The organism is Variovorax sp. Soil_C_39 (assembly GCF_057656815.1).
In genome coordinates this window covers 20,656-35,888 of sequence record NZ_JBDGJQ010000004.1, presented here as the reverse complement: position 1 = coordinate 35,888, position 15,233 = coordinate 20,656, and the positions used below count along the sequence as shown (strand labels likewise).

Genomic DNA, 15,233 nt, shown 5'->3' with positions numbered 1-15,233 from the left:
GACAGCGCCGATCGACGCACCGCCCTGTATTTGCATTGAACTCCGCGCCGGCATGCCGGTCGCATTGGCCATGAATGTTGCCATGACATACCTCGAGAACGTCGACTGGGCCCGTTGGAGCGGGCCTGCCCTTTCCGCTTAACGCATCGTGCTGATCATCGTGCTCGCATGGGTCGCGATCGTCGTGCTGCAGCGTGGCGTGCGGCTCGTGCGCCTTCGCGTGCAGAGCCGCCTCGGCGGTGCCGACGGCGTGAGCCGTGCAGAAACCCTTGGGCGCGTGGTGCGCTACCTGATCGCGCTGGTGGTCAGCGCGGTGGCGGTGATGCTCGTGCTGGGCGAATTGGGCGTGTCCATCGCGCCGATCCTCGGCGCGGCGGGTGTGGTCGGCCTCGCGATCGGCTCCGGCGCGCAGAGCCTCGTCAAAGACTACTTCACGGGGTTCTTCCTGCTGTTCGAAGACCAGATACGCACCGGCGACGTGGTCACGATCGCGGGCATCGGCGGCGCGGTCGAGGACGTCACGCTGCGCCATGTGCGGCTGCGCGACTACGACGGCAATGTGCACTTCATTCCTAACGGGCTCATCACCACGGTCACCAACAAGTCCCGCTCGTTCGCCCAGTCCGTGGTCGACGTCGGCGTGTCGTACCGCGAGAACGTCGATGAAGTGATGGCGGTAATGGCCGAGGTCGGCGCGGACTTCCGGAAAGACCCCGCGCATGCGGCGCGCATCCTCGACGACCTGGAGATCGCGGGCATCGAACGCCTCGACGACAGTGCCGTGGTGCTGCGCTGCCGCTTCAAGGTGGCGCCTTCGCAGCAGTGGACGGTGCGCCGCGAGTTCCTGCGCCGCCTCAAGGCGGCCTTCGACGAGCGTGGCATCGAGATCCCGTTCCCGCATCTCACGGTCTATGCCGGCGTGGGCAAGGACGGCTCGGCACCGGCCATGCCGATGCGGCTGCAGCGCGAGCCGGCCAAGCCGGCGCTGGCTGCGCAGGACGCCGCAGGCTAGAGCTGGCCCATGCGCGTGGCGCTGCTCACCGCTTGCGCGCGCGAGCGCACGCGCAGCTTCTTGCAGATGTTCTTGACGTGCGCATCGACGGTCTGCGGCGTGATGCCGAGCTGCTCGCTGATCTCCCTGGAGACGTGACCGCGCGAAACGCAGCGAAGCACCTCGCGTTCGCGCGCAGTGAGCAGCGCGTTGCCGGACACCGCGCCGGGCAGGGTGTCGGGCACCGGATCGGCCGATACCGCGTGGTCCGCGGGCCGGAGCATGCGTGGCAGCAGACGCCGCGTCAGGCTCGGCGTGATCGCGGCCCCGCCGTTGACCACCTGGAGCGCCGCCTGCGAAAAGCTCTGCATGCCTCCGCGCTTGAGAAGGTAGCCGGTGGCGCCGATCTTGAGCGCATGCAGCACGTGCGCATCGTCCTCGACCGTCGAGACCACGATGATCTCGCAGTGGCGGTGCCGCCTGCGCGCATCGCGAATCAGTCCGAGGCCGGCGCCGATCGGCAGATGCAGATCGATCATCAGCACGTCGAAGTCGAGCGACTCGATCAGCCGCCGCGCGACGGCGGCGCTGGCGGCCTGGCCTTCGAGCCGGATGCGCATGTCCGACAGCAGCTCCTGGGCAATGACACGCCGCGCAAATTCGTCGCCGTCGACCAGCAGCACCCGCACCGGGGCATGTGCCTGTCCCGTCAGATGGGGCGGCCAATCGGGCTCTGCAGGCCGGCAGACGCCCCCCGATTGCATCGCTTGGCGTGGCTCGGTTCGGCGGGAATCCAGCAGTGCCAAGGCACTCGAGACCGGACGCGGATTGGGAACGGCGGAAAGGAATTCCAAAGGGTGACCTGCAAAAGGCAATCGTGAGGGAAACGCTTAAAGGGTTATTGCTTAAGCACAATCCATCATTGCAGTGTTCTTTGTTCACCTTCGATGTAGGAGAGGGCGCCTTCCCGAAAGGCGCGGCATCGCGACCGCATGGGCTGCACGAGAAGCACCTTTTGGGTGCGCGGCCTTCGTTCAGGCGCGCAGGCAGGCCTGGATCGTGGCCTTGGCGTGGCGCACGAATGCAGCGGGTTCGCCGTGAAGATCCGCCAGGTCGTCGCTTCCGCCGCCGAGATACGCGGCTTGCGCCCGCTCAAGCACCTGCCGTCCGTCCTCGGGCAGGCGCTCGAGCGCCCAAGCGGCCGCCACATGCTTCGGCGCTATGGCGCCGGTGGCCGCGCTGAACCAGATGCGCGCGAGCGCGAGCACCACGTTGCACTCGTCGCCGTGCCAGTCGTCGGGCCCGTTCCATTGCGCGATGGTGTCCGCGAGCGCCTGCCTGAAATCGGAATCGGGCACGGCATCGAAACAGCGCGCGGCCGGCGGGCCGGCCAGCGCCACGCTGTGCTGCAACACCTTGCGCAGCAGGATGGCGATGTCGGGGTCCGTTTCGGGCGGCGGGATGTGGCCGGCCTGCAGTTCGTCGCGCAGCCACTCGCCAAACTGCAGCTCGCGCAGCGGCGGATAGCGCCACGGCACCACCTCGCGCTGCACGAGCAAGGTCGCCTCGAGCGCACGCAGCGCACCGGGCACGCCCGGCGGCGCCGAGACTTGCAGCAGCTGCATCATCAGCGCGCGCCGCACCGGCTCGGCGAGCGGCTCGCGCACCGTGACCAGCAGGTCGATGTCGCTGCGCGGCATCAGGCCGCCGTCGAGCGCGGAGCCGAACAGGTGGATGGCCCGCAGCGTGTCGCCGAGATGGTGTTCGATCAGCCTGCGTGCGGCCGCGAGCTGCGGGCCGATCTCGGAGGGCATGGTGTCGTTCATCGCGGCGATGCTATCGCCGCGCCGCCGAAGCGCTCATCGAAGCAGCGGGTGACCCAGTCGATGAACACGCGCACGCGCGGCGACAGAAGCCGGTGGTGCGGATACAGCACCGAATACAGCATCGGCGGGCACGGCGCATGCGCGAGGATCTCGACCAGCGTGCCCTTCCGCAGCCGCGCCTCGACGCCGTAGCGCGGCACCTGGATGATGCCGCAGCCCTGTTCGGCGCAGGTCTTGTAGCTGTCGGCGCTGTTCACGCTGATCCAGCCCTTCATCTGGTGTTGCTCGATGCGGCCGTCGACCTCGAACAGATAAGGAAAGACGCCGGCGCGTGACGAGGAGAAGAAGTTGACGCCCCAGTGCTGCGCCAGGTCCGCCGGCTGCAGCGGCGTGCCGTGCGCGGCAAGGTAGCCGGGGCTCGCGCAGGTGACCTGCGGAATGAGCGCAAGGCGCCGCGTGACCAGCGACGAGTCCTTCGGCTCGCCCGCGCGCACCACGCAATCGACCCCTTCGCGCACCAGGTCGACGAGCCGGTCGCCGCTGCCGATCGCGAGCTCGATGTGCGGATAGCGCGCATGGAATTCGCCGATGCGCGGCAGCACGATGTCGTTGGCGGGTGCGCCATGGATGTCGATGCGCAGCCGGCCGCGCGGGTTGATGGCGTGCTGCGCGAGCGAGGATTCGGCATCTTCCAGCTCGTGCAGCAGATGGCGGCAGCGCTCGTAGAAAGCCAGCCCGTCGACGGTGGTGCGCACCTGGCGCGTGGTGCGCTCGAGCAGGCGGACCTGCAGCCGCACCTCGAGCTGTTTGATCGCATGGGTCGCCGTGGCCCGCGGAATGTCGAGCGCCGCGGCAGCCTGCGTGAAGCTGCCCAAGTCGACGATGCGCGTGAACAGCTGCATGGTGTCGAAACGGTCCATTGGAATCGGCCTGATTGTTGATGCTGGTTGAATTGTATTGACAACATTGCTGCATTTATTCAGAGCGATTGAACAGCCAGACTCCGTGCTTGTTCCAACCCTTTGAGGAGTGCACCCGATGCAAGCAGCGATTTCGGCGCGACTGCGCAGCCTTTGCGAACGGCTCGAGCCGTGGAGTTACCTGCTGCTGCGCGCAGCCTTCGGGCTGATGCTCATGACCCACGGCATTCCCAAGCTGCTGGGCCGCAGCCACGGCAGCATGGCCGACCCGATGGCGGGCTCGGTGCATCTGATCGGCAATGTGCTGCACCTGCCCGCGCCGCTGGCGATCGGCTGGTTCATCGCGCTGCTCGAAGGCGTCGGCGGGCTGATGCTGGCGCTTGGCCTGCTCACGCGCTGGGTGGCGCCGATGGTGGTGGTGCAGATGCTCGTCATCTGCTGGCTGCTGGCGCCGACCTTTCCCTGGATCGACCGCGGCTTCGAGTACCCGCTGATGCTGGCGGTCGCCGCGCTGCTCATCGCCATGCGCGGCGGCGGCCGCGCCTCGCTCGACGGCTGGCTCGCGCGCCGCGCCTGAACGCCAACCGCAACAAGAAGGACGCCCACGATGAACCCCCTGCACATGCCGCCGGTGCGCCGGCGCACCTTCATGATGGCCACCGCTGCCGGCATGGGCGGTGCCGCCACGGGCGCGGCCAACGCCGCCGACGCTACAACCCCAGCGACCGATCCGCACGAAGGCACGCAGCCCACGCGCATCACCGTGAACGGCCAGGCGCATCAGTTGAACCTGCAGCCGCGCACCTCGCTGCTCGACATGCTGCGCGAGCAGTTGGGCCTGACCGGGGCCAAGAAGGGCTGCGACCATGGCCAGTGCGGCGCCTGCACGGTGCATGTCGATGGGCGCCGCGTGGCCTCGTGCCTGACGCTCGCAGTCAAGACCGACGGCTGCGCCGTGACCACCATCGAAGGCATCGCATCGCCCGACGGCACGCTGCACCCGATGCAGCAGGCCTTCATCGACCACGATGCGCTGCAGTGCGGCTACTGCACGCCGGGCCAGGTGATGGCAGCGATCGCCTGCGTGCGCGAAGGCAACACAACGAGCGACGCGCAGATCCGCGAATCCATGAGCGGCAACATCTGCCGCTGCGGCGCCTACGTGGCCATCCTCGAGGCGATCCGCGCCGCGGCGCCGCAGATGCAGCGCCTGGAGGGTCGCCGCCATGCGTGACTTTGCCTACCTTCGCCCGCGCGACACCGGCGAAGCCATCGCGCTGCATGCGCGCCACGCGCCCGGCGCGCGCTACTTTGCCGGCGGCACCACGCTGTTCGACCTGATGAAGCTCGGCGTGGAGGCGCCCGCCACGGTCATCGACATCACGCGCATCGAAGGCCTGCGCACCATCGACACCAGCCGCCGCGACACGCTGCACATCGGTGCGCTCGCGCTGATGAGCGACGTGGCGGCGCACGACACGGTGCGGCGCGAGTTTCCTGCGCTGTCGGAGTCGCTGTCGAAGGCCGCCTCGCAGCAGCTGCGCAACATGGCGACCGTGGGCGGCAACCTGCTGCAGCGCACGCGCTGCGCGTACTTCCGTGGCGGGCCCGAATTCGCATGCAACAAGCGCGTGCCGGGCAGCGGCTGCGCGGCACTCGGCGGGCAGAACCGGGGCCATGCGGTGCTCGGCGGCAGCGAGGCCTGTGTGGCCGTCTACCCGGGCGACATGGCGGTTGCGCTCGCGGCCTTCGATGCGGTGGTCGACACGCTGAGCCCGCGCGGCGAGCGGTCGGTGCCGGTGCGCGAACTGCACCGCGCGCCCGGCAGCACGCCGCACCTGGAAACGGTGCTGGCCGACGACGAGCTCATCGTGCGCATCCGCGTGCCGCGCGGGCCGGTCGGCCGGGCATCGACGTACCACAAGATCCGCGACCGCGAGTCGTATGCCTTCGCGCTCGCGTCGGCTGCGGTGGCGGTGCACCTGCAGGGGAACCGCGTGGCCGATGCGCGCATCGCGCTGGGCGGCGTCGCCACGCGGCCGTGGCGCGCGACCGAGGCCGAACGCAGCCTGGTAGGCCGGCCGCTCACGCGCGCGGCGGCGCGGCAGGCGGCGAAGCTGGCGTTCGCGCATGCGCAGCCGTTGTCGCACAACGCTTTCAAGGTCGCGCTCGGCATCGAGACCGTGACCGACGCACTCATGCTGGCCAAGGACAGGAGCTGAACCGATGGCAACAACCCTCATTGCACCCGCGCGCAAGCCGCGCCCCGGCATCGAACGCGTCGACGCACGCGACAAGGTGCGCGGCGCCACGCGCTACGCCGCCGACGACGTGCGCGCCGGCATGCTGCATGCGGCGCTGGTGTCGTCGCGCATCGCGCGCGGGCGCATCGTGCGCATCGACACCACGGCCGCGCTGCGCGTGCGGGGCGTGCGCAGCGTGCTGACGCACGAGAACATCGGCGCGCTCGACACCGGCGGCTTCCTGATGGCGGGGGGCTTCGGCTTCCAGAGCTTCTATCCGCTGCGTTCCGACCAGATCGCCTACCGCGTCCAGAGCGTGGCGATGGTGGTGGCCGACACGCTCGAGGCGGCACGCGAAGCCGCGGCGCTGGTGGTGGTGGCCTACGAGGCCGCACCGTTCGCCGCGACGCTCGCCACGACCGATGCCGAGCCGCTCGCGCAGTCGGCCGTGCTGCCGCAGCCGATGTTCGCCGACCGCCGCGTGGGCGACGCCGAGGCCGCGCTCGCGCGTGCCGAGGTCGGCGTCGACCTGCGCTACGAACTCCCGCCGCAGCACCAGAATCCGATGGAGATCATCGCCACCGTGGCCGAATGGAACGAGGGCCAGCTGACGGTCCAGGAGCCGACGCAGAACGCCGAGAGCGTGCGCCATGGCTTGGCGAAGCAACTCGGCATCGAGCCCGCGAGGGTGCGCGTTCTCTCGCCCACGCTCGGCGGCGGCTTCGGCCAGAAGAACTCGCTGCAGTCGCACACCGCGCTGGTGGCGCTGGCCGCGCGCCAGCTCGGCCGGCCGGTCAAGCTCGTGATGACGCGTGCGCAGCTGTTCCACAACGCCAGCTTCCGCCCCGCGAGCCGCCACCGCGTGCGGCTGGGCGCGGACCGCAGCGGGCGCCTGCTCGCGGCGGTGCACGAGATCGACCAGCAGACCTCGCGGCACGACCTGTTCCCCTCGGTCGGCACCGAGATCACCTCGCGCCTTTATGGCGTGCAGCACTTCCTGGGCCGCGAGCGGCTGGTGCGCACCGACGTGCAGACGCCGGGCTACATGCGCGCCCCATTCGAGCATCCCGCCGCCTTCGCCTTCGAGAGCGCGATCGACGAACTGGCCTATGCGCTCGACCGCGACCCGGTGGCCTTCCGGCTCGCCAACGATGCGGTGGCCGATCCGCTGACCGGCAAGCCGTTCTCGTCGCGCCACGTGCGCGAATGCCTCATGCGGGGCAGCGAGATGTTCGGCTGGCAGCGCCGCACGATGGCCCCCGGTTCGATGCGCGCGGCCGATGGCAGCCAGATCGGCTGGGGCGTGGCGCTCGGCATCTACAAGGCCGCGATGGCGCCCGCGATCGCGACCGTGCGGCTGCGCGCCGACGGCACGGTGCGCGTGGCCGTCGGCGGCCATGAGATGGGGCAGGGCTTGCGCACCGCGATTGCCGTCACCGTGGCGCGCGCGCTCGGCACGTCGATGGCGGCGGTCGAGATCGCGCTCGGCGACACCGCCGCCGCGCCGCAGCATCTGACGGCCGGCTCATGGGGCACCGCGACTGCGCTGCCGCCCGTGGCGGAGGCCATCGAGCGCCTGATGGACGACCTGCGCCAGCACGCGGGCGCGGTGGGGGCGGCGGCGCAGGCGCCGAATGCCGCGGCCGTGGCGCTGCTGCGCGCATCGGGTCGGCCCTTTGCCGAAGCCCAGAGCCGGCGCCGCGCACCGGGTCAGCCCGAGCAGGTCTATGGCCGGCTCACGGGCGGGCTGCCGGCAGCGGCGGGCCCGGTGTACCCCGACTTCGTCGCCTTCAGCTTCATCGCGCACTTCGTCGAGGTGCGCATCGAGCCGACCACGCGGCGCATCCGCGTGCCGCGCGTCGTCAGCGTGGCCGACTGCGGCACGGTCGTGAGCCCGCGCACCGCGCGCAGCCAGGTCGAGGGCGGCGTGGTCTGGGGCATCGGCGCCGCGCTGCGCGAGCTGAGCGAGGTCGATCCGCGCCACGGTGGCTTCCTGAATGCCGATCTCGCCGAATACGTGCTGCCGGTGGCGGCCGACATCGGCAGCATCCAGGTCGACTTCGTGGGCCAGCCCGACCTGCGCTTCAACGCGCTGGGCGCCAAGGGGCTCGGCGAGGTCGCGATGGTGGGCGTGGCCCCGGCCATCGTGAACGCGGTGTTCCATGCGACTGGCAAGCGGCTGCGGAGGCTGCCGGTGATGCTGGAGGATCTCTACGAGGTGTGAGGCGACTGCGCCGGGCCGCCACGCGCCACCGCATCCGTGCCGGCCTCCACCTGCCGCGCCGCATGTTCCGTGGCCTCCTGAGCCTTCGTCGCGGCCACCGATCCGTGCGCGCTCGCATAGACCTTGGTGAACTCCGCGCCGAGCAGGAAGATCTGGGCCGCGTAGTAGACCCACGCGAGCAGCACCACGAACGAGCCGGCCGCCGCGAGCGACTCGCGCACGCCGCTCTTGCCGATGTACAGCCCGATCAGCACCTTGCCGACCTCGAACAGCACCGCGGTGACGGCCGCGCCGACCCAGACGTCGCGCCAGTCGATCCGGGTGCTCGGCATCAGCTTGAAGATCATCGCGAACAGCAGCGTGAGGATCGCGAGCGACACCAGCATGTTCACCGCCTGCAGCAGCACTTCCCATCCGGGGAACAGGCCCTCGCTCCAGCTGCCCAGCGCCGCAAGCCCCGTGCTCACGATCAGCGACACCATCAGCAGGAACGCCAGGCCGAGGATCAGCCCGAACGACAGCACGCGTGCGCGCAGGATGCCCCAGACGCCCTGCGGCTTCGCGCGTTCGGGCACGTGCCAGATGCGATCGAGCGCCGACTGCAGCTCGGCGAACACCGTGGTCGCGCCGATGAGCAGCACGACGATGCTGACCGCGCCCGCGACGAGGCCGCGCGATGGCTCGCTGGCGCTGCGGATGAGTCCCTGTACCGCGACCGCGCCTTCCTGGCCGATGAGATCGGAGAGCTGCGCGGCGATCTGTCCCTGCACGGCTTCCGGTCCGAAGATGGTTCCCGCCACTGCGATCACGATCACGAGCAAGGGTGCGAGCGAGAAGGTGGTGTAGTAGGCGATCGCCGCGCCCATGCTCGGCGCGAGGTCGTCGATCCACGCCATGACCGCGTCCTTGCACAGGCGCAGGAGCTGCCCGGCCTTGGACGGCGCAGAAGAAGAGGAAGAGGACGACGTGGTCTTGTCCAAGAGATCGCTCCAGAGCACCGCCACTCTGGCACCTTGGCGGCGCGCTGTCGTGCGCGTGCGCCGTCCGAAAGGGTAGCCGCGAACCTACAGAAAGCCCGGCCACCTGCGCAGCGGCAGCGCGTGAGCGTCGTCCGCTGAATACGCATGCTGGGCCGGATCATCGCGGCGCCGCCCGACCGCCTCAACTACCTCGCAGGTCATTGCCGGCGCTGATCCGCCGGCGTAGGCCACTGCCCGCCGAGCTTGTACGATTTGCGTCACCCCAGGGACGTACGCTCCTGCGCGGCACCAGCAAGAAGGAATCCACGTTGAACCAGAGTACGGACCCTGCCGCGCGCTGTACGTCGCCAAGCGCGACGGCCGCAACCGCGTGCGCCACGTCGAGGGCTGGTCCTGATCATCGGCAGCGTATGCGCACTGACCGCTTGGAACTGGCTAATATTTCTTTCATCCTTCGACGCACTCCGAAGTCAAAGAATTCTCGGTGCACCACCTTGTTTCCGTACTTGCCCCCCATCCTCAAGAGACCTGACGCTCGACCATGACACCACAAGTATCTCGACGCCCTCAAATCTGCGTACTTGGCAGCGCCGAATCGGGCTCTTCGGCGTACGAATGCGCCGCGGAGGCGGGTGAGCTGTTGGCTTCACTTGGCATGACCCTGGTGAGCGGTTGCGGCAGCCCCGCAACGAGGGTCGCTGCAGAGCGTGCAATGGCGGCGGGCGGCCTGGTATTGAGCATCGTCCCGCCTGATCACATGCCGCCCCCGGATTGGCCTGCAACGGTGGTTGTGCCTTGCGGCATGGGTGATGCCCGTAACTTGCTGATGGCCTTGTCCGGCGATGCCTGCATCGTCATCGGCGGGAGAGCCGGCACTATTTCGGAGGTTTGCCTTGCGTGGCTGCATGGCCGTCCACTGCTGCCCCTCGTAGGTCACGGAGGATGGTCTGACGGTCTGCCGTCGAATCCGCCGGACGAGCGCAAGAAATCTCAGATCTTGCCTTGGACCAACATGGCAGAGCTCGAGGCGCAATTGCGAAACCTCGGGTTGGTGCCAGGCGCAGGGTGGCTTCCTCAAGGATAAATGAGGATGTGCAGGAGTTGACGCAGCCCCAGAGTCGCATTCAATCCAAGCACCAGAACACGTCCAACGACTTTGAATGCGAACGACATCACGGCAGCCGGCCAAAACCTGGCAACCGCAAGGCCTGATCGTCGACGTCGATTCCGAAGCCAAGGCCCAGCAGGTTCAATTCCAAGCCCTCATCGCGGGCCACCGTCACACCGACCAGCCCCGCCAGCGACAACTGCCAGCCCGTGCCGCTGGGCGCATGGTCGATGAACGTGGTCGCGCCCAGATAGTCCTTGCCGATCGCGGTGGGTGGCAGGTCCAATCGCAGCGCAGGCACCTGCCGGGCCACCCAGGCCACGAACGTATTGCTGTTGGGGCCGGGCCAAAGGCGGTAAGACTCGCGCCATGGGTAGGCCGCCACGGCCGATTCGATCTGCTCGATCATGGCTTCTGCCTGGATGCCCCGGTGGTCCGCAAGCAATTGCGGATAGGCGCCATACCAAAGCATGTCCGGCGCGTGCACTTCGCTGGTGACCAAGGCATCTCCGCCGCGGCGGGCCCGCCAGCCGACGATGTGATAGGTGGTGTAAAGCTCCGAGCCAGCGCGTTTCACCGCGATCCAGGGATGGATGCCGAAGGCGCCGCGCCATCGAACGATCCGGGCGCCGTAGACCTGCACCACCGCACCGCGCTCGACCGAAGGGTCGGGTGCTTGCCCGGTGCTGTCCCGACTCCTCATGTGCCATGGCGTGTCGAGATCCAAGCTACCGGAGGCCAGCACGCCGATCGGGCCGAGCATCAGCATCGCAAGCAGGCACAACAATCCCAGTGGCCAACGCGCCCAGCGAGGCACGCGCTTGCGGACCAGGAGAGAAGACGGTGCATCGGTCATTGCGCCAGTATGCCCGCGGCGCACCCGCCATCCAGGCGATGCGCAGCGATGAGGAGCTTGGCGACGACTTCGAGGCGCGGCTGCGCTACTTCGCCGATACGCGCGCGTTCGCGTCGTCCGCATCGAACACGATGCGTGACGGCCAAGGCGCCCACGTGGCGCCGAGCCCCGGGTGCACGGGGCTGCCGTCGCGCGCGAACGCGCCGAGGCTGCGCATCATCTGCGCAGACAGCGCCAGCCGGCCGGGCCGGTTCTGCGCCGTGAAGAGGATGTTCGCGTAGAGCGACGGCCCGAAGTTGCCGAACACGAACGGCAGGTCGAAGGTGTGGGCAGCGCCGAAGACCATGTCGAACGGCGGCGGCAGGCGGTCCCAGTCGAAGTCGTAGGCCCAGACTGCCTGCTGGCGCGAACGCAGCGCATCGAGCACGTCGTTGCGCATCGCGTCGAACCAGAGGCGGTCGAGCGCTGCGGTGCGCGCGATGAAGCCGGTGCCGGGCCGGTCGACCGGCAGGTAGGCCTGCGGAATCCACTGCCCAATCGACGTGGCGGGTGGCGCGTCGGGCGCGTAGCGCGACACCAGCGCGAACACCGCCGCATCGTCGAGCAGCCGCCCGCTCACGCCGCCGAACGCGGGGCGCATGGCGAGCAGTTGCGGGAACAGGCGGGTCTCGTCGCGCGTCTTGCCCGCGAGCACGGGCACCGCGAGGTAGCGTCCGTCGCGGATGGCGTGGATCGGGTCCTGCGCGACGACCCAGCCGTCGGGAATGGGGTTCGATGCGGCCATGCCCTTGGACGCGAGGCGGGTGCGCACGACCGACAGCAGTGCGTCGGCCGGGCGGCCGCGCAGGTGGGCGGCCATGGCGGGCGTGCCGCGCGCGGCGCTCACGCGCTCGCGGGCGGCCGCTTCATCGGCGGCCACGCCATCGGCGATGAGCGACTGCAGCAGCAGCTGTTCACCGCGCTCGGCCCAGAGGGCCCGGGGCTGGATCGCGGCGATGGCGCCCGCGGGCAGCGTGGCGGGCGTGGAGATGCCGCCGCTCAATGCGACGAGCCGGTGGAACAGCGGCGGCGCGGGGCGCGCCACGAGCATCGGCGAGGTGAGGAGCGCATACACGTTCACCGCGCCGGCGGACTGGCCCATCAGGGTGACGCGCGACGGGTCGCCGCCGAAGGCCGCGATGTGACGCTGGACGAACTCGAGCGCCTTCACGATGTCGAGCAGCGCGAAGTTGCCGGCGTCCTCCCCGGCGTTGCCGGTCTTGAGCGCGGCGAGGTCGAGGAAGCCGAAGATGCCGAGGCGGTAGTTGACCGAGACCACCACCGCGTCCTGGCCGCGCGCGAGCGCGGCGCCGTCGTACACCGGGTCGGCGGTGTAGCCCGTGATGTTGCTGCCGCCATGCACCCAGACGATCACCGGCCGCGGTGCGGCTGCGGCAGCAGCGCGCGAGGCCGGCGCCCAGATGTTCAGGTAGAGGCAGTCCTCGGCGCCGAGCGTCTGCCCGAGCGTCTCGCCGATGGTCTCGTCGTAGCGGTTGTGGCGCCCGGGGCCGTAGAGGCGGCCGGTCTGGACGCAGGCCGGTGCGAAGTCGAGCGCCTGCCGCGGCGCCGTCCAGCGTTCAGGGTCCGCGGGCGCCTTCCAGCGCAGTTCGCCCACGGGCGGCTTCGCGAACGGAATGCCCTTCCAGCTGAGCGTGCCGGCGCCGTCGTCGCGGCCCACGACCGGGCCGAGCGCGGTCTCGCGCACCACGCCTGCGGGCGCTTTTGTCGCAACGCCGACGCAACCCTGGAGCAGCACGAGCGCGATGGCTGCGGCAAGGCCGTAGTGAAATCGGTTCATGTTCGGCTGGCGTTCATTCGGCCGTGATGTTCGCGGCCTTGATGATCTGCGCCCACTTGCGCGTCTCGCCCGCGATGAAATCGGCGAAGGCCTGCGCCGTGCCGCCGCGCAGTTCCAGCCCCGCGGCCTCGGCCTTCTTGCGGATCTCGGGGTCCGCGAGCGCGGCATTGATCTCGGTATTGAGCCGCTCGAGGATGGCCGCCGGCGTGCCCGCGGGCGCCATCAGCCCGTACCAGCCATAGCCGACCACGTTGGCGAGCCCGAGTTCGCGCAGCGTCGGCGCGCTCGGGTAGACCGGCGTGCGTGCCTCGGTGCTGACCGCGAGCACGCGCAGCTTGCCGGCCTGAATGTGCGGTACCGCGGTCGACACGGCGGTGAGCGTGGCGTCGATGCGCCCGGCCAGCAGTTCAGCATAGGCGGGCGCGTCGCCGCGGTACTGCACCACGATGCCCGGCGTGCCCGATTGCCGAAGCAGCATCTCGGCCGTCAGGTGAGGGGCTGAGCCGGCGCCCGGCGAGCCGAAGGTCAGCCCCTTGGACGAGGCCTTGCCGTGGCGGATGAACTCGGCCAGCGTCTTGTACGGCGCCGCGGTGTTCGTGACGAGGAACAGCGGCGCGATGGCGGTGCTCACGATCGGCGCGAAGTTCTTCTTCACGTCATAGGGCAGCTTGGGGTACAGCGCCTCGCCGATCGCGATCGGTGCGGCCGCATGCAGCAGCGTGTAGCCGTCGGGCGGTGCGTGCGCGATGTACTCGTTGGCGATGCGCGTGCCCGCGCCGGCCTTGTTCTCGATGACCACGCCCTGGCCGAGACGGCGCGCCAGATGGTCGCCGAGCAGCCGCGTGAGGATGTCGTTGGAGCCGCCCGGGCCGTAGGGAGACACCAGGCGCACCGGCCGCGCGGGCCAGGCCTGGGCGTAGGCCGGCAGGCCGGCGATGGAAGCCGCAAGGCCCGCGGCTGCGGCGCCGAGCATCCGCCTTCTTTGGGGAATCATGGGGTGTCTCCTTCTTTTCGGGTTCGATGGTCGTCAGGCCACGGCGCCGGCGCTGCGCATCGCTGCGACCTGCGCCGCGTTGTAGCCGAGTTCGGCCAGCACCGCATCGCTGTCGGCGCCGCAGGCCGGTGCGGCCGGTGGCGCTGCAGGGGGCGCGTCGCCGAGCCGATAGGGCAGGCCGAGCGCCTGGTAGCGCGCACCGTCGGCGCCCACCGCGTCGACCAGCAGCCCGCATTCGTTGAAGTCGGGCGATGCGCGCACCTGGCTGTAGCTGCGCACCGCGCCCGAGACGATCTGCTCGCGCCCGAGCAGCGCCACGCACTGCTCGCTGCTCAGGCCCGAGAGGCACTCGCGCAGCACCGCACGCAGCGCAGGCCGGTTCGCGACGCGCAGCGCATTGGTGGCAAAGCGCGCGTCGGCCACCAGCGCCTCGCGGCCGACCACGCGGCAGAAGCGGGCCCAATGTTCCTCGGCGTAGGCCGACAGCACGATGTGGCCGTCGCGCGTGGGCACGACCTCGGCCGCCGGTGCGTTGTGCGGCTGCCCGTCGCCCCGGCGCACGGGTTCGGGCGCGCCGCCGAGGTAGTCGCTCCAGCTGGTCGCCTGCAGGTGCAGCGCCACCTCGAACAGCGAGGTCTCGAGGGTCTCGCCGATGCCGCTGCGCTCGCGACCGTACAGCGCGGCCAGCACCGCCTGCGCGCCGAGGTGCGCGGCGGCCGCGTCGACGATCGGCACGCCGACCTTCTGCGGCGGCCGGTCGGGCTCGCCCGTGACCGACATCAGGCCGCTTTCGGCCTGCGCCGCGATGTCGTAGCCCGGTCGGTCGCGCGACGGGCTGCGCGCCGGAAAGCCCGAGATCGAGAGGTACACGATGCGCGGAAAGCGCTCGCGCACCGCGCGCGGGCCCAGCCCGAGCGTGTCGACCACGCCGGGGCGCAGGTTCTGGATCACCACGTCGCTGGCAGCGACCAGGCGCCAGGCGGCTTCCTTGCCGGCGTCGCTGCGCAGGTCGAGCGCCATCGACCGCTTGCCGCGGTTGTAGGCACGGATCATCGATTCGCCGTAGCGGCCGATGTGCCGCGCCTGGTCGCCCGCGAGCGGCTCGACCTTGGTGACGGCGGCGCCGAGCTCGCGCAGCACCATCGCCGCGCCGGGGCCGGCGATGTACTGCCCGAGGTCGAGCACGCGCACGCCCTGCAGGGGCGGTATCGCGTGCGCCGTTGCGGAAACCTTGTCTTGCGCCATGTTCATGCG

At 69.9% G+C, this 15,233-nt stretch carries 14 protein-coding genes; 6 read left to right on the top strand and 8 right to left on the bottom strand.

Translation table 11 applies throughout. The features are described 5' to 3' along the window. Window positions 1-148: 148 nt before the first annotated feature. Entirely contained in the window at window positions 149-1,012 is an 864-nt protein-coding gene (locus AC3A6J_RS11630; RefSeq protein ID WP_487860095.1) for a mechanosensitive ion channel family protein, read from the top strand. Here the strand turns inward: AC3A6J_RS11630 and AC3A6J_RS11625 are convergent. From AC3A6J_RS11625 to AC3A6J_RS11615, 3 genes are all read right to left on the bottom strand, one after another. Further along, on the bottom strand, window positions 1,009-1,755 hold the full coding sequence (locus tag AC3A6J_RS11625) for a LuxR C-terminal-related transcriptional regulator (protein WP_487860094.1): 747 nt from the start codon (window positions 1,753-1,755) through the stop codon (window positions 1,009-1,011). The two genes, AC3A6J_RS11630 and AC3A6J_RS11625, sit on opposite strands and share 4 nt — an antisense overlap. A 270-nt stretch (window positions 1,756-2,025) precedes the next feature. Next, window positions 2,026-2,817 carry an aminoglycoside adenylyltransferase family protein gene (locus AC3A6J_RS11620; protein WP_487860093.1) on the bottom strand — a complete coding sequence of 264 codons (792 nt, stop codon included), beginning with the start codon at window positions 2,815-2,817 and terminating at the stop codon, window positions 2,026-2,028. Next, window positions 2,814-3,737, bottom strand: coding sequence for a LysR family transcriptional regulator (locus tag AC3A6J_RS11615; protein ID WP_487860092.1), 924 nt, complete (start codon window positions 3,735-3,737; stop codon window positions 2,814-2,816). Before AC3A6J_RS11615 ends, AC3A6J_RS11620 begins: the two co-directional genes overlap by 4 nt. Window positions 3,738-3,855: 118 nt before the next feature. Here AC3A6J_RS11615 and AC3A6J_RS11610 point away from each other — a divergent pair, with 118 nt between their 5' ends. Genes AC3A6J_RS11610 through AC3A6J_RS11595 form a run of 4 tightly spaced genes read left to right on the top strand, consistent with a single transcriptional unit; the run spans window position 3,856 to window position 8,204 of the window. Further along, complete coding sequence (locus tag AC3A6J_RS11610) at window positions 3,856-4,314, top strand: DoxX family protein (RefSeq protein ID WP_487860091.1); 459 nt, start codon at window positions 3,856-3,858, stop codon at window positions 4,312-4,314. A 30-nt stretch (window positions 4,315-4,344) separates the two neighbouring features. Next, a complete protein-coding gene (locus AC3A6J_RS11605; RefSeq protein ID WP_487860090.1) occupies window positions 4,345-4,971 on the top strand; it encodes a (2Fe-2S)-binding protein in 627 nt (208 codons plus the stop codon). Further along, window positions 4,964-5,959, top strand: a complete 996-nt coding sequence (locus AC3A6J_RS11600; RefSeq protein ID WP_487860089.1) for an FAD binding domain-containing protein — start codon at window positions 4,964-4,966, stop codon at window positions 5,957-5,959. Before AC3A6J_RS11605 ends, AC3A6J_RS11600 begins: the two co-directional genes overlap by 8 nt. Window positions 5,960-5,963: 4 nt before the next feature. Then, a complete protein-coding gene (locus AC3A6J_RS11595) occupies window positions 5,964-8,204 on the top strand; it encodes a xanthine dehydrogenase family protein molybdopterin-binding subunit (RefSeq protein ID WP_487860088.1) in 2,241 nt (746 codons plus the stop codon). On the opposite strand, the gene AC3A6J_RS11590 is transcribed toward AC3A6J_RS11595, so the two are convergent. Next, window positions 8,192-9,184 carry a YihY/virulence factor BrkB family protein gene (locus AC3A6J_RS11590; protein WP_487860087.1) on the bottom strand — a complete coding sequence of 331 codons (993 nt, stop codon included), beginning with the start codon at window positions 9,182-9,184 and terminating at the stop codon, window positions 8,192-8,194. The two genes, AC3A6J_RS11595 and AC3A6J_RS11590, sit on opposite strands and share 13 nt — an antisense overlap. Window positions 9,185-9,725: 541 nt before the next feature. Between AC3A6J_RS11590 and AC3A6J_RS11585 the strand changes: the two genes are divergently transcribed. Further along, complete coding sequence (locus AC3A6J_RS11585) at window positions 9,726-10,268, top strand: SLOG cluster 4 domain-containing protein (RefSeq protein WP_487860086.1); 543 nt, start codon at window positions 9,726-9,728, stop codon at window positions 10,266-10,268. A gap of 88 nt (window positions 10,269-10,356) precedes the next feature. On the opposite strand, the gene AC3A6J_RS11580 is transcribed toward AC3A6J_RS11585, so the two are convergent. The 4 genes from AC3A6J_RS11580 to AC3A6J_RS11565 all read right to left on the bottom strand — a co-directional run bounded on the left by AC3A6J_RS11580 (window position 10,357) and on the right by AC3A6J_RS11565 (window position 15,230). Next, window positions 10,357-11,148, bottom strand: a complete 792-nt coding sequence (locus AC3A6J_RS11580) for a DUF3750 domain-containing protein (RefSeq protein ID WP_487860085.1) — start codon at window positions 11,146-11,148, stop codon at window positions 10,357-10,359. Between the two features lie 85 nt (window positions 11,149-11,233). After that, window positions 11,234-12,985: a carboxylesterase/lipase family protein gene (locus tag AC3A6J_RS11575; protein WP_487860084.1), complete on the bottom strand. Its 1,752-nt coding sequence runs from the start codon at window positions 12,983-12,985 to the stop codon at window positions 11,234-11,236. 13 nt (window positions 12,986-12,998) lie between these two features. Further along, complete coding sequence (locus AC3A6J_RS11570; RefSeq protein WP_487860083.1) at window positions 12,999-13,979, bottom strand: Bug family tripartite tricarboxylate transporter substrate binding protein; 981 nt, start codon at window positions 13,977-13,979, stop codon at window positions 12,999-13,001. A gap of 33 nt (window positions 13,980-14,012) precedes the next feature. Continuing rightward, window positions 14,013-15,230 (bottom strand): CaiB/BaiF CoA transferase family protein, encoded by a 1,218-nt coding sequence (locus tag AC3A6J_RS11565; RefSeq protein ID WP_487860082.1) that lies wholly within the window; start codon window positions 15,228-15,230, stop codon window positions 14,013-14,015. Window positions 15,231-15,233: the final 3 nt, after the last annotated feature.